The following is a 13,085-nucleotide window of genomic DNA, read 5'->3' as shown; positions in this document are numbered from 1 at the left end:
GGTTGCTACTCTTGCCGCCCTTGATTAAACCGCAAGAACTGTGAATAAGGAGTATTCAGCCATGAATGCGAGTGAGAAAAAGTGGTCACTCACCACGCGTGTGCTGGTGGGCATGGGCACAGGGGTGCTGGCAGGATTTATTATCCGCAGCCTGTTTGCCGATGTGGCACTGGTGCAGAACTACCTGGTGGATGGCCTGTTTCTGGTAGGCGGAAAAATCTTTATTGCCAGCCTTAATATGCTGGTGGTACCGCTGATCTTTGTGTCTCTGGTGTGTGGCACCAGCTCACTGAAAGACATCTCTACCCTGGGCCGGCTCGGGGGCAAAACCCTGGCGTTTTATATGTTCACGACCGCCGTGGCCATTACTCTGGCACTGGTCATGGGTGAGGTATTCCGGCCCGGTGACGGAGCCGACCTGGTATCGGCCAGCACCTTTGCTGCCCGCGAAGCGCCATCCCTGGCAGACGTCATCATCAATATGTTCCCCACCAACCCCATTAATGCCATGGCCGAAGGCAATACCCTGCAGATCATCGTGTTTGCGGTCCTGTTTGGTATTGCCATCAGCCTGGCAGGTAAACCCGGAGAGCGTATTGCTGAGCTGTTTACTGATCTCAACGAAGTGATCATGAAGCTGGTCGCGCTGCTGATGAACCTGGCACCCTACGGCGTTTTCTGTCTGATGGCTCAGTTGTTTACTTCTCTGGGTCTGGACGCCATTGTTAATCTGCTGGAGTACTTCCTGGTGCTGGCAGGGGCCTTGCTGCTGCACGCACTGGTCACTTACTCGGTGCTGTTCAAGGTGTTTACCGGCCTGAGCCCGCTGACCTTTCTGAAGAAAATGGAAGACGCCGTCATGTTTGCGTTTTCCACCGCCTCGTCCAACGCCACCATTCCGGTCACCCTGGAAACGGCTACCCGCCGTATGGGCGTGGAAAACCGGGTTGCGTCCTTTACCGTGCCGCTGGGTGCCACCATTAATATGGACGGCACTGCCATTATGCAGGGGGTGGCCACTGCCTTTATTGCCCAGGCGTTTAATATCGATTTGTCATTTAATGATTATCTGATGGTGATCATGACCGCGACGCTGGCTTCCATCGGCACCGCCGGTGTGCCCGGTGTGGGCATGGTGATGCTGGCCATGGTGCTGAATCAGGTAGGGCTGCCGGTAGAAGGGATTGCGCTGATTATTGGTGTGGACCGTTTGCTCGACATGATCCGTACTGCAGTGAATATTACCGGTGATGCGGTTGTGACCTGCATTGTGGGCAAGAGTGAAGGGGCCATGGATCTGGAACGCTTTCACGACCCGCATGCCGGTGAAAAAGAAGAAGAAGTGCATTTATCGTAGAGCACTTTGGTCATTCCGGCCTGTGAGCCGGAATCCATTTGCAGACAACATCCTGGTTTGAAAAATGGACTCCGGCCTTTGCGCCGGAATCCTAATCAGTCCTGCTCTTTCAGCATATGGCCCAGCTTGCCGGCCTTGGTATCGAGGTAATGCTCATTGAACGGGTTGCGGCCTTCTTCCAGCGGCAGACGTTCGCTCACCTTGATGCCAAAGTTTTCCATCGCTTTTACCTTGCGCGGATTATTGGTCATCAGTTTCAGCCCGGTGACACCCAGGCTGCGCAGCATATCGGCACAAATGGTGTAGTCACGCATATCGGCGGCAAAGCCCAGCTCCACGTTGGCTTCAACGGTGTCCTTGCCCTGATCCTGCAGATGATAAGCATGAATCTTATTCAGCAGGCCAATGCCACGGCCTTCCTGGCGCACATACAGCAGCACGCCCCGGCCTTCCTTGGCAATGCGTTCCAGCGCCGCCTGTAACTGAAAGCCACAATCACAACGCAGACTGAACAGGGCGTCTCCGGTCAGACATTCGGAATGAATGCGCGCCAGCACCGGTGCTCCATCTTCCACATTTCCCATTACCAGAGCGGCATGATCCTTGCCGGTTCCCTTTTCTTCAAACCCGACCAGGGTAAAGGTGCCCCAGGGTGTTGGCAATTTGGAGTTTGCCATACGGGTAACACTGCTCATGGCCTTCCTCTTTTGGTTATTTATCAATAAAAAATGGTGGTTATTGTAAAGCGGAAGGGGCAGCAGGTATAGGTTCAATACGGCGGTAATGTCTTTGGCTTCTTAACTTGGTTATAATGCCGCCCGCGCGACAGCCGCCCTTGCGGTCTGTCCGGACTCATGATTTACCGGAGGATGTATGTCTGAACAAGCTCCCGTCATTACCGTAGATGGCCCGGGCGGCGCCGGCAAAGGCACCCTGTGCCAGCTGCTGGCCGAACAACTGGAGTGGCACCTGCTCGATTCCGGCGCTATCTACCGGGTGCTGGCGCTGGCCGCACTGCACCACAATGTGGAACTGAATGACGAAGCGGGGCTGATGCCTCTGGCAGCACATCTTGATGTGCAGTTTCCTGCCGAAAGCGGCGAAATCCGCGTTATCCTGGAAGGCGAAGACGTCTCCCGTGCCATTCGCACTCAGGAAGTGGCCGACGCAGCCAGCAAGGTGGCGGCGTTTCCCCGTGTGCGCGAGGCACTGCTGCGCCGCCAGCGCGCCTTTCGTGCCAGGCCCGGTCTGATTGCCGACGGCCGCGACATGGGCACAGTGGTGTTCCCCGATGCCGAGGTTAAAATCTTTCTTGATGCCAGTGCCGAAGAGCGGGCCAGCCGGCGCTATAAGCAGTTGCAAGACAAGGGTTTTGATGTTAGCTTTGACCGCCTTTTAAGCGAAATACAGGAGCGTGACGACCGGGACAGAAACCGGGCCGTGGCGCCTCTCAAGGCGGCTGACGATGCGTTAATTATCGACTCCACCAGCCTTTCCATCACAGATGTGCTGGACAGGGTGCTGAGTCATACTAAGGTTAAACTTGGCCGTTAAGCCATTTGGCAATGCCGCCCTCAGGGAAGAAGGGCGGAATGTGTTAGTCACCCCACGTGCGCCGGAATGCCCCGTGGATGTTCAACTCAAACAGTGTGTATTCATTAATCATATGACTGAATCTTTTGCTCAACTCTTTGAAGAGTCTCTGAAAGAACTCGAAACCCGTCCGGGCTCCATCGTTAAAGGTACTGTTGTTGCCATTGAAAACGGCATCGTACTGGTTGACGCCGGTCTGAAATCCGAGTCTGCCATTCCTGCCGAGCAGTTCAAAAATGCTCAGGGCGAGCTGGAAATCAGCGTTGGCGACGAAGTAGACGTAGCGCTGGACGCCGTGGAAGACGGCTTCGGTGAGACTCAGCTGTCCCGTGAAAAAGCCAAGCGTCACGAAGCCTGGCTGCAGCTGGAAAAAGCCTACGAAGACGAAGAAACCGTAACCGGTGTGATCAACGGCAAGGTTAAAGGCGGTTTCACCGTAGAAGTGAACAGCATTCGCGCCTTCCTGCCCGGCTCTCTGGTAGACGTGCGTCCGGTTCGCGACACCACTCACCTGGAAGGCAAAGAGCTTGAGTTCAAGGTCATCAAGCTGGACCAGAAGCGCAACAACGTGGTTGTTTCCCGTCGTGCCGTGATCGAAACCGAAAACAGCGCCGAGCGCGAGCAGCTGCTCGAAAATCTGCAGGAAGGCCAGGAAGTTAAAGGTATCGTTAAGAACCTGACCGACTACGGTGCTTTCGTGGATCTGGGCGGCGTAGACGGCCTGCTGCACATCACCGACATGGCCTGGAAGCGCGTTAAGCATCCTTCCGAGATCGTGAACGTTGGCGACGAAATCAACGTTAAAGTCCTGAAGTTCGACCGCGAGCGCACCCGTGTGTCTCTGGGTCTGAAGCAGCTGGGCGAAGATCCGTGGGTAGATATCGCCAACCGTTATCCGGAAGGCACCCGTCTGGCCGGCCGCGTGACCAACCTGACCGACTATGGCTGCTTCGTTGAAATCGAAGAAGGCGTAGAAGGCCTGGTACACGTATCCGAAATGGACTGGACCAACAAGAACATCCACCCGTCCAAAGTGGTTTCTGTGGGCGACAACGTAGATGTAATGGTTCTGGACATTGACGAAGAGCGTCGTCGTATCTCTCTGGGTCTGAAACAGTGCAAGTCCAACCCGTGGCAGCTGTTTGCTGAAACCCACAACAAGGGCGACCGCGTTTCCGGCAAGATCAAGTCCATCACCGACTTCGGTATCTTCATTGGTCTGGACGGTGGCATCGACGGTCTGGTTCACCTGTCCGACATTTCCTGGAACGCCAACGGTGACGAAGCCGTTCGTGAGTTCAAGAAAGGCGAAGAAATTGAAGCCGTTGTTCTGCAGGTTGACCCTGAGCGTGAGCGCATCAGCCTGGGCGTGAAGCAAATCGACGAGGATCCTTTCAATAAGTACCTGTCTGACAACAAGAAAGGTGCTATCGTTAAGGGTACCATCACTGCCGTTGACGCCAAGGGTGCCGTGGTTGAGCTGGAAGAAGGCGTGGAAGGTTACATCCGCGTTGCCGACATCTCTCGCGACCGCATCGAAGACGCCTCCACCGTACTGAACGCCGGTGAAGAAGTTGAAGCTCGTTACATGGGCATCGATCGCAAAAACCGCACCATCAGCCTGTCTATCCGTGCGAAAGACGAAGCTGAAGAGAAAGCTGCTATCGATACTCTGAACCAGCAAGACGAAGTGGTTGGTCTGAGTGCAATGGCCGAAGCATTCAAGGCGGCCAAAGGCGAATAAGCCAAGCCGTTATTGAACAAAGGGGCCTTTATGGCCCCTTTTTGTTATATATTTCGGAGACTGAATCATGACAAAATCCGATCTCATTGAACGCCTTTCTGAGCAATATCCCCATTTGTCTGCCAAAGAAGTTGAAAGTGCCATCAAGGAAATTCTTGAGCAAATGGCGTCAACACTGCAAACAGGTGACCGTATCGAAATTCGCGGCTTTGGCAGCTTTTCCTTGCATTATCGTGCTCCCCGCCAGGGGCGTAATCCTAAAACCGGTGAAAAAGTTGAGCTTAACGGCAAATACGTTCCTCACTTCAAACCGGGTAAGGAATTACGCGAGCGGGTAAACCCGGCCTGAGGTCACTTTTCCTGTCGGCTGCGGTAGCGTCGCCGGTGGTTTTTCGGGATAATGCCAAACACTCAAAAAATCAGGATGTTGAGAGGGTAAAGTGAAAATAATCTTTGGCCTGATAATGCTGGCGATCCTTTTTGCCGTGGGGCTGACATTGGGCTCCCAGAACGACCAGCTGGTACATGTTAATTATCTGCTGGCTCAGGGTGATTACCGGCTGTCTTCATTGTTGGCAGTGGTGTTTGTGGCTGGTTTTTTGCTGGGCTGGCTGGTATTTGGTCTGGTGATGCTGCGTCTTAAAATGACCAACAAAGGGCTGAATAAAAAAGTAGAACGTCAGCACCGCGAACTGGAAGAGCTCAGAGCACTCCCGGTTAAGGAATAATACACTTCATGCTGGAATTGTTGTTTCTGCTGCTTCCGGTAGCGGCGGCTTATGGCTGGTATATGGGTCGCCGAAGTGTTCGCCAGGATACACAGAAACAATCCAGTCAGTTCTCCCGGCAATATGTTGCCGGGCTGAACTTTTTACTTTCCGATGAGCCCGACAAGGCGGTTGATCTCTTTATTCAGCTGTTGCAGGTTGACAGCGAAACCATAGAAACCCATCTGGCACTGGGCAACCTGTTTCGCTCCCGTGGTGAAGTAGACAGGGCCATTCGTATTCATCAGAACCTGATTGCCCGCACCAGCCTCTCTCTGGAACAACGCCATCTTGCCATGCTGGAGCTGGCCCGGGATTTCTTTGCCGCCGGCCTGCTGGATCGCGCCGAGCAAATATTAACAGAGTTAAAAGAAGATCCCGATTACGAGCAGGATGCCCTCGAGCTGCTGCTCACCCTTTATCAGCAGTTGCGTGACTGGGAGCAGGCCATTACGGTGGCAGGGCGGCTGAGAAAGCAGCAGGGCAACAAGGCCCTGATACCCATGGCGCATTTTTACTGTGAACTGGCAGAGCAAAAACAAAAGCGGCAAGACAGCAAAGGGGCCATCAGCGATTTCAAAAAAGCGCTGAAAGCCGATTCGGGCTGTGTTCGTGCCAGTATGGGGCTGGGTAAATTATATATGGCCGCAGGTAACCTGAGTCAGGCGGCCAGTGTTCTGCAAGAGGTGGCGCAGCAGGATAAAAGCTTTATCAGTGAAATTCTTTCAGATCTTCAGCACTGTTATCATCAGTTGCAACAGGATGACACCCTGACCGCCTTGCTTGAGCAATGGACAGCACAAGACGCTGGTGCCAGTGAAGTACTGATGCTGGCAGACCGTATAGCCGTTCGCGACGGCCAGGCCAGTGCCGAGCAACTGGTATTATCCCATTTACAGCGCCATCCCACCATGAAAGGTTTTTACCGGCTGATGTCTTATCATGCCGATAATGCCGGTCAGGGCCAGGCCAGGGCCAGCCTGGAAATGCTTAAAGCCCTGGTGGCCGAACAGATAAAAGCCAAGCCCAGTCACCGTTGCGGCCATTGTGGCTTTTCCGTGCACAGCCTGTTCTGGCAATGTCCGTCCTGCAAGCAATGGGGCACCATCAAGCCGGTGCGCGGCCTGGACGGCGAATGATTTAAAGCAGGGAATAGGGACTGGGGAATAGGGAGCAGGGACTGGTAGTTGGCGATAAGCGCAGCGAATTCACAACATTGCGGCACGAATAAACAGATTCCGGCTCGGGGGCCGGAATGACCAAATGTAAAAACCGAAGGTAATTAACTCATGCAAACATCACACAACCGCGATCCCAAAGTGCTGATCGCCCTCGACTTTGCCGACGAGCAGCATGCGAAAGCGCTGGTGGCGCAACTGGATCCGGCTCAGTGCCGGCTGAAAGTGGGTAAGGAAATGTTCACCCTGTTCGGCCCTGAATTTGTTCGTCACCTCACCGGGCAGGGCTTTGATGTCTTTCTTGACCTCAAGTTTCACGATATTCCCAACACAGTGGCCAAGGCCGTGGCCGCAGCCGCTGAGCTGGGCGTATGGATGGTGAATGTGCACGCCAGTGGCGGCAGCCGCATGATGGAAGCGGCCAAAGCGGCCCTGGCCCCTTACGGTGACAAGGCCCCCTTGCTGATTGCGGTGACAGTGCTGACCAGCATGACCGCCGACGAGCTTAATCAGACCGGCGTGCTGCGCTCTCCGGCAGAGCAGGTACTGGCCCTGGCCCGGCTCACACAAGCAGCCGGCCTAGACGGCGTGGTGTGCTCCGCACAGGAAGCCAGCCTGCTCAAGAGTGAGCTTGGCCCCGATTTTAAACTGATCACCCCGGGCATTCGTCCGGCGGGCAGTGATGCCGGTGATCAGCGCCGCATCATGACGCCTGAGCTGGCCCTGAAGGCGGGCAGTGACTATCTGGTTATCGGCCGGCCCATCACTCAGGCTGCGGATCCTGCCGCCGCCCTGAGCGCCATTAACGCCAGTCTGCATGGCTGAGCCTGTCTCACCCGGTCTGAGTCAGGCCGGGCTGCTGCGTATTATTCAAACCCCCATGCCCTATGGCAAATATCGCGGACAGCCGCTGCTGCGGCTGCCACTGGCCTATTTATGCTGGATGGAACGCCAGGGCTGGCCTGAAGGGCCGCTGGGGGCTGAGCTGGCACTGGTGTATGAGCTTAAACACAACGGGCTCGATCAGCCGCTTTACCGCTTATTACCCAAATAAAAAGAGGGCCTGCCGGCCCTCTTTTCAATAACAAGTATGCATTACTTTTTAATCAGATAATCTTGCAGAGATTTACCCTGGGTCTCAATACCTTCTTTGATAACTGAGGGCATACGACCCTGGCCGGTCCAGGTTTTACGCTCGCCGTTATCATGATATTCATATTTGGGCGGACGCTTGGCACGAGGTGCGCCAACTTTCTTGGCAGCAGGCTCAACGGCCTCAAGCAGCTCGCTTAAATCAATGCCATCGGCGGCCAGCATATCGGCATATTCTTTCAGTTTGCGCTCTTTTTCTGCGGCTTTGGCACGGTCTTCGGCTTCAGATTCACGGCGCTCTTCAACCACAGTGGTCAGTTTGTTAAGACCTTCTTCCAGTTGTTCCAGAGTAAGCTCGCGAGAGGTAGCGCGCAGGCTGCGAATATTAAGCAGCGTTTTCAAAAAATCGGACATTGTGTTCACCTGTAGCTTGTTTGTTTTTTTAATAAATTAAATTTACAGCCAGAATTGCATGGTTGCAAGTTAATTGGCATTAAAAAGACTGAACAATACAATCATAAAACAACAATGGTTGCAAAATGCAAAATAATTCTTTTAGCGCGACTCACATTAAATCCTTACATTTCATAAGCAGAAAGGTAAGGCCTAAAGAAGTTAAACCTACTCTATCAACAACAGACACACTTTGCAGGCAAGGTTTATCAAATGTAGATAATAACGACATTAAGCCAACATAAATGCAACAAAACAGATGAATGTGTTGATCTTTACGCCCGAGCCAGTAAAATTCGCCAACTTACCTGCGTAGAGGCGCAGTGCTTATCAGTAAGCCGGAACAGGGTGATACCAATGACGCCGGCCAAAAGGAAGTGCTGCCGAAGCTGTGGTTTTTATCACCGAATCACGGTTGGGATCAGTACCTAAAGGGCTGATACTGTCACAATTATTGATTGTGATGCGCTACTGCTGGGAAAGAAAGGATAAGACTGTGTCGGTTTCCTGCTCCTGGTGGTTTTTTCATTACTTAACATTCAGGTGTCGCTGTGGAAGCTCATCCGTTTATTCAGACTGTCTGGTCCGTATTACCCCCGCTTATTGCCATTTTACTGGCCATTGCCACCCGCAAGGTGTTGCTTTCGCTGGGCCTTGGCATTGTATTGGCCAGCCTGCTGCTGGAGCAATTTAATCCCCTCAATTCCTTGTCTCATCTTGGTATCAAGGTGCAGTCTTTGTTCTGGGATGAAGGCGCCCTGAATGAATGGAATGTGAATATTCTGCTTTTTCTGTTATTGCTGGGCTGCATTATCAGTATGCTGAGCCGTGCCGGTGCAACCCACGCCTTTGCAGAATGGGCGCAGGCCCGTATTAAAAGCCGCCGTCAGGCCAAAGCCATGACCGGTCTGCTGGTGTTTGTGTTTTTCATTGATGATTACTTTCACAGTTTATCGGTAGGCACCATTTGCCGCCCGGTCACCGATCGCTTTGGTATATCCCGTGCCAAGCTGGCCTATTTGCTGGATTCTACCGCCGCGCCCGTGTGTGTATTGATGCCGGTGTCTTCCTGGGGAGCCTATATCATAGCGCTGGTTGGCGGTATTCTGGCCGGCTATGGCGTAACCGGACAAAGTCCGCTGGCAGCATTCATCACCATGGGTGCCATGAACTTTTACGCCATTTTTACCCTGCTGATGGTCATTCTGGTGATTCGTGGCGGCTGGGATCTGGGCCTGATGCAGCGCCATGAAGCACAGGCGTTGCGTGGTGAGCTGTTTGACAGCAGCAAAGGCACGCCGCCGGGCGTACACGATCATGAGGTGGCCGGTGGCCGGGTCACTGATCTGTTGTTTGCCATTGGCGGTCTCACACTGGTGACCGTGGCCGGCCTGCTCTGGACCGGTGCCACGGCGCTGAGTGAGGCAGGAGAGGCGTTCAGCCTGCTGGGTGCACTGGAAAATACCAATGTGGGCCGCGCTCTGGTGGCAGGTGGTGTGGCCGGGCTGCTGATTTGTGCCATCAGCCTGGTGCGTGAGCGCACCACCGGCAAAGACTGGCTGCATACCCTGCTGGTGGGCGTGAAAGGCATGCTGCCGGCCATTTATATTCTGTTGTTTGCCTGGACCATTGCCGGCCTTATCAGTGAGCTGGAAACCGGCAAATATCTGGCGTCTCTGGTGCAACAGAACCTGCCGATTTATCTGTTGCCGGCCATTTTGTTTATTCTGGCGGGTATTATGGCCTTTGCCACCGGCACCAGCTGGGGCACCTTTGGTGTTATGTTGCCCATTGCGGCCGACATGACCATGGCCATCGATACCGGCATGCTACTGCCGGGCATGGCCGCGGTCATGGCCGGTGCGGTGTTTGGCGACCACTGCTCGCCTATCTCTGACACCACCATACTGTCGTCTACCGGCGCGTCCTGTCATCATATCGATCATGTGATGACACAGCTGCCTTATGCGCTGTCGATGGCGGTGGTCAGCATTGCCGGCTTTCTGGCGCTGGGAGTAACGGCCAGCATGCTGGCTGGTCTGATGGCCTCTGCCATTATGTTTATGGTTGTGCTGGGGTTCTGGGCCTTGCGCCGGCGCTAGCGCTCAGCGGGAGGCCTCCAGCTGGTTACTCCAGCTGATGGCCTCTTCATAATAGCGGGCATTGACATCCGGCTGCAGACCAATAAAGTCGAGCCGTTTTTGCAGATTAGTCCAGTTGGCTCTTTCATGATCCTGAATAAGACCCAGTAAAAAGCCCAGCTCCCCCTTGCCATGTTCCAGCGCCTGTTTTGCCTCATCAGAAATAGGCAGCTGAGGCAATATATCGGCTACCGGACGCTCAAGCAGCACATCCAGCAGTGAAAACAAACCGCAGATAAAGGCATCATGGGCGAGGGCAGGGTTCATCCGGCCAGCCAGCAACTCACACCAGCGGGCCCGAATAATGGACAAACGATATAATTCACGGTTTTTATTTTTGCTGATATAGGCTGTCATCACCATGGCGGTAAACCGTTTCAGCTGCTCCTGACCCAGATACACCAGCGCATAACGTAAATTTTCTATGCTCTGGCGTTTATAGCCCATATGCAGGCTGTTGACATACCGCAATACATTATAAGTCAGTGGCAGATCCCGGCTGAACAGCGCTGTCAGCTTGTCATAATCAATCTGTGGCTCACTGACGGCTTTCAGCAGTTCAAAGGCAGTGATTTCATCCGTGGTCAGCAGCCGGCGTTTAATCACCTGTGGCTGCTGAAAATAATATCCCTGAAAATACTCAAAACCGACAGCACGGGCAGACTCAAATTCGTCTAATGTTTCTACTTTTTCTGCAATAAAACGCAGCTCAGGATAATCGCTGGCCTGTTCAATAATGCGCCGGCAGTCAGCCAATGGCAACTGACGCAAATCCAGCTTGATAAAGTTCACATAAGGAAAAAACGAACTCCAGCCATGTCCGGGCACATGATCATCCAGCGCCACCTTAATGCCGGCGCGACGAAGTTGTTTCACTTGCTCCAGCAGTTCGGGAGTGGGGCGGGCATCTTCCAGAATTTCAATTACCATATTCTGATGTTTCTGCCCTATCGTCAGCCCTTCTGCCAGCAGAGAGTCAGGAAAATTAACAAAGCACATGGCAGAGCCCACCAGGTCGTCAATTTTCTCACTTAAAAACTGCTCGGCAATCAGCCGCCGGGTAGCCTGCTCAGAGCTGATATCAGGAAACCGGTTTTCCAGGCCAAGACGAAACAACAGCTCATAGCCCAGCGGATTGCCATTCACATCCAGAATGGCCTGGCGTGCGACGAAACTGTATGCGTTCATGAAACAACCAATATGAAAAATAATCCGGTAATATACCGTAATCGACCATAGTGAAACAAACCTTCAGCACAAAAACAAAAGCGCCCGAAGGCGCTTTGATTATAAATGCGGGCGTAATGAAGATTAAAACTGGTAGTTCATTTGCAGGCCCATCAGGTAGGCATCACCGCCGGAGGTAAAAGCAAAGCCGTCTTCCACCACATCCACCTTGCCGCCATCCAGAAAGGCAAAGGCGGCATCCACACTCAGGTTCTGACTCACGGCATAGGTGGCCCCCAGTGTGTACCAGGTGCGGTCCACATCGGGAATGGAAATGCTGCGGGTGGCTTCCGGCACCGGTGACTGATCGTACGCCAGGCCACCGCGTAGGGTCCACTGATCATTCAGCTGATGGGTAAGCCCCGCACTGACCCGCCAGCTGTTATCAAATTTCTCGTCTTTCTGGAACAAAGTGCCATTATTACTGCCCAGCGCCCGCAGCTCCTCAAAGCTGCTCCATTCGGTCCACATAATACCGTAATGCACCGCCCAAGCCGGATCCACCTGATGAAAGCCCGACAGCTCGGCAATGGCGGGCAGGGTTAAATCCAGCTTGCCGGGCACCGTCTGGCCATTAGTGCCCACCGGGAGGCCGGGTACAACAGAGGGTTTGGCACTGGCATAATCACCTTCCAGGGTTAAATCCACTTCAGAGCGGTAGGTCAGGGCCCAGCGGTTATACTCATCCGCTTCCAGCAGCAGGCCGATATTCCAGCCATAGCCCCAGTCGTCACCGGCTAGACGCACAAACTCTGAGGTAGGCTGCAAGCCCAGGCCCGGGTTTGCCACTGCCGCCACTCCTGAATGCCGGATCAGCTCCGCATCCGCATACACCGCATTAAAACCGGCTCCCAGCGACAGATGAGGGTTCACTCGGTAGGCAATGCTGGGGTTAACATTAATGGTGGTGAGCGAGGTTTTACCCGCCACCGGCCCGGCGTAGTGATCATCCTGATAGGTGGTAGACAGACCATAGTTGGTAAAAATGCCCAGGCCCGCAGCCCATTGCTCATTAATGGGCTGCACATAATAGAAAAAAGGTACCACCGCATCATCGGCAATATCATTTGACTGAGTCGGCAGGCCGGCAATGCCGGCGGCAGCGGCCTGACCTGCGGTAGGCTTGCCTTCCACATCCACTTCCGGATTCACATAAACCGCACCTGCCGACAGCGACGAGCGGTCAAACAGCGTCATGGCTGCCGGATTACGCCCCAGCACAGACGCATTTTCGGCGGCGGCACCTTCACCGGCATAAGCCCGGCCCAATCCTGTGGTGCTTTGCTCCGCCAGCTGAAACGCCGCAGCCTGAGCCTGTCCGGTGGCCATGGTCACGGCGGCTGCCAGCACCGACAAAGTTAATGTCTTTTTGCGCATAGAGTCATCTCACTTTCCTGGGTGAACAAAGAGGCGGCGACAACAGAACGCGGCCGGTAATAAAACACCTGTTTAAAGCAGATTAGAAAGAAGTCACAAAAAAGTAAAACAAGCGTTTAAAAAAAGAGGCCGAACGGCCTCTTTTGTGAGAAAAAT

Annotated in this window: 13 protein-coding genes and 1 riboswitch; of the genes, 9 read left to right on the top strand and 4 right to left on the bottom strand. The window is 53.7% G+C overall.

Annotated features, from left to right (window positions below; translation table 11 throughout):
• The first annotated feature begins 61 nt into the window (after positions 1-61).
• Positions 62-1,357, top strand: a complete 1,296-nt coding sequence (locus N2M06_RS09385; protein WP_019934834.1) for a dicarboxylate/amino acid:cation symporter — start codon at positions 62-64, stop codon at positions 1,355-1,357.
• Between the two features lie 95 nt (positions 1,358-1,452).
• Here the strand turns inward: N2M06_RS09385 and ribA are convergent, their stop codons facing one another.
• Positions 1,453-2,052: a GTP cyclohydrolase II gene (ribA, locus tag N2M06_RS09380; RefSeq protein WP_019934833.1), complete on the bottom strand. Its 600-nt coding sequence runs from the start codon at positions 2,050-2,052 to the stop codon at positions 1,453-1,455.
• Positions 2,053-2,230: 178 nt separating this feature from the next.
• Here ribA and cmk point away from each other — a divergent pair, with 178 nt between their 5' ends.
• The 7 genes from cmk (at position 2,231) to N2M06_RS09345 (ending at position 7,693) form a co-directional block, all read left to right on the top strand.
• Positions 2,231-2,911, top strand: coding sequence for a (d)CMP kinase (gene cmk, locus N2M06_RS09375; RefSeq protein WP_019934832.1), 681 nt, complete (start codon positions 2,231-2,233; stop codon positions 2,909-2,911).
• A 112-nt stretch (positions 2,912-3,023) separates the two neighbouring features.
• A complete protein-coding gene (rpsA, locus tag N2M06_RS09370) occupies positions 3,024-4,694 on the top strand; it encodes a 30S ribosomal protein S1 (protein ID WP_026344808.1) in 1,671 nt (556 codons plus the stop codon).
• A 67-nt stretch (positions 4,695-4,761) separates the two neighbouring features.
• Positions 4,762-5,043 carry an integration host factor subunit beta gene (gene ihfB / locus N2M06_RS09365; RefSeq protein WP_019934830.1) on the top strand — a complete coding sequence of 94 codons (282 nt, stop codon included), beginning with the start codon at positions 4,762-4,764 and terminating at the stop codon, positions 5,041-5,043.
• Between the two features lie 91 nt (positions 5,044-5,134).
• A complete protein-coding gene (locus N2M06_RS09360; protein WP_019934829.1) occupies positions 5,135-5,422 on the top strand; it encodes a lipopolysaccharide assembly protein LapA domain-containing protein in 288 nt (95 codons plus the stop codon).
• 8 nt (positions 5,423-5,430) lie between these two features.
• Entirely contained in the window at positions 5,431-6,600 is a 1,170-nt protein-coding gene (gene lapB / locus N2M06_RS09355; RefSeq protein ID WP_019934828.1) for a lipopolysaccharide assembly protein LapB, read from the top strand.
• Positions 6,601-6,750: 150 nt separating this feature from the next.
• Positions 6,751-7,464 carry an orotidine-5'-phosphate decarboxylase gene (gene pyrF, locus N2M06_RS09350; protein ID WP_346350626.1) on the top strand — a complete coding sequence of 238 codons (714 nt, stop codon included), beginning with the start codon at positions 6,751-6,753 and terminating at the stop codon, positions 7,462-7,464.
• Positions 7,457-7,693 carry a DUF3820 family protein gene (locus N2M06_RS09345; RefSeq protein WP_019934826.1) on the top strand — a complete coding sequence of 79 codons (237 nt, stop codon included), beginning with the start codon at positions 7,457-7,459 and terminating at the stop codon, positions 7,691-7,693. Before pyrF ends, N2M06_RS09345 begins: the two co-directional genes overlap by 8 nt.
• Positions 7,694-7,734: 41 nt before the next feature.
• On the opposite strand, the gene N2M06_RS09340 is transcribed toward N2M06_RS09345, so the two are convergent.
• Positions 7,735-8,145 (bottom strand): H-NS family nucleoid-associated regulatory protein, encoded by a 411-nt coding sequence (locus N2M06_RS09340; protein ID WP_019934825.1) that lies wholly within the window; start codon positions 8,143-8,145, stop codon positions 7,735-7,737.
• 344 nt (positions 8,146-8,489) lie between these two features.
• A riboswitch (Lysine riboswitch) is annotated at positions 8,490-8,663 on the top strand.
• 72 nt (positions 8,664-8,735) lie between these two features.
• Here N2M06_RS09340 and N2M06_RS09335 point away from each other — a divergent pair.
• Entirely contained in the window at positions 8,736-10,286 is a 1,551-nt protein-coding gene (locus tag N2M06_RS09335) for a Na+/H+ antiporter NhaC family protein (protein WP_019934824.1), read from the top strand.
• Positions 10,287-10,289: 3 nt separating this feature from the next.
• Here the strand turns inward: N2M06_RS09335 and N2M06_RS09330 are convergent, their stop codons facing one another.
• Complete coding sequence (locus N2M06_RS09330) at positions 10,290-11,513, bottom strand: HDOD domain-containing protein (protein ID WP_346350625.1); 1,224 nt, start codon at positions 11,511-11,513, stop codon at positions 10,290-10,292.
• 123 nt (positions 11,514-11,636) lie between these two features.
• Positions 11,637-12,929, bottom strand: a complete 1,293-nt coding sequence (locus N2M06_RS09325) for an outer membrane protein transport protein (RefSeq protein ID WP_346350624.1) — start codon at positions 12,927-12,929, stop codon at positions 11,637-11,639.
• Positions 12,930-13,085: the final 156 nt, after the last annotated feature.

This window comes from Oceanimonas sp. AH20CE76 (assembly GCF_039654065.1).
GTDB lineage: Bacteria > Pseudomonadota > Gammaproteobacteria > Enterobacterales > Aeromonadaceae > Oceanimonas > Oceanimonas smirnovii.
The sequence above is the reverse complement of the archived record's forward strand: the minus strand, read 5'-3'. Positions and strand labels throughout refer to the sequence as shown.

Bases quoted from the DNA above. Each gene is read 5' to 3' on its own strand.
- N2M06_RS09385 (WP_019934834.1), top strand. From the start codon at position 62: ATGAATGCGAGTGAGAAAAAGTGGTCACTCACCACGCGTGTGCTGGTG.
- ribA (WP_019934833.1), bottom strand. From the start codon at position 2,052: ATGAGCAGTGTTACCCGTATGGCAAACTCCAAATTGCCAACACCCTGG.
- cmk (WP_019934832.1), top strand. From the start codon at position 2,231: ATGTCTGAACAAGCTCCCGTCATTACCGTAGATGGCCCGGGCGGCGCC.
- rpsA (WP_026344808.1), top strand. From the start codon at position 3,024: ATGACTGAATCTTTTGCTCAACTCTTTGAAGAGTCTCTGAAAGAACTC.
- ihfB (WP_019934830.1), top strand. From the start codon at position 4,762: ATGACAAAATCCGATCTCATTGAACGCCTTTCTGAGCAATATCCCCAT.
- lapB (WP_019934828.1), top strand. From the start codon at position 5,431: ATGCTGGAATTGTTGTTTCTGCTGCTTCCGGTAGCGGCGGCTTATGGC.
- pyrF (WP_346350626.1), top strand. From the start codon at position 6,751: ATGCAAACATCACACAACCGCGATCCCAAAGTGCTGATCGCCCTCGAC.
- N2M06_RS09345 (WP_019934826.1), top strand. From the start codon at position 7,457: ATGGCTGAGCCTGTCTCACCCGGTCTGAGTCAGGCCGGGCTGCTGCGT.
- N2M06_RS09340 (WP_019934825.1), bottom strand. From the start codon at position 8,145: ATGTCCGATTTTTTGAAAACGCTGCTTAATATTCGCAGCCTGCGCGCT.
- N2M06_RS09330 (WP_346350625.1), bottom strand. From the start codon at position 11,513: ATGAACGCATACAGTTTCGTCGCACGCCAGGCCATTCTGGATGTGAAT.
- N2M06_RS09325 (WP_346350624.1), bottom strand. From the start codon at position 12,929: ATGCGCAAAAAGACATTAACTTTGTCGGTGCTGGCAGCCGCCGTGACC.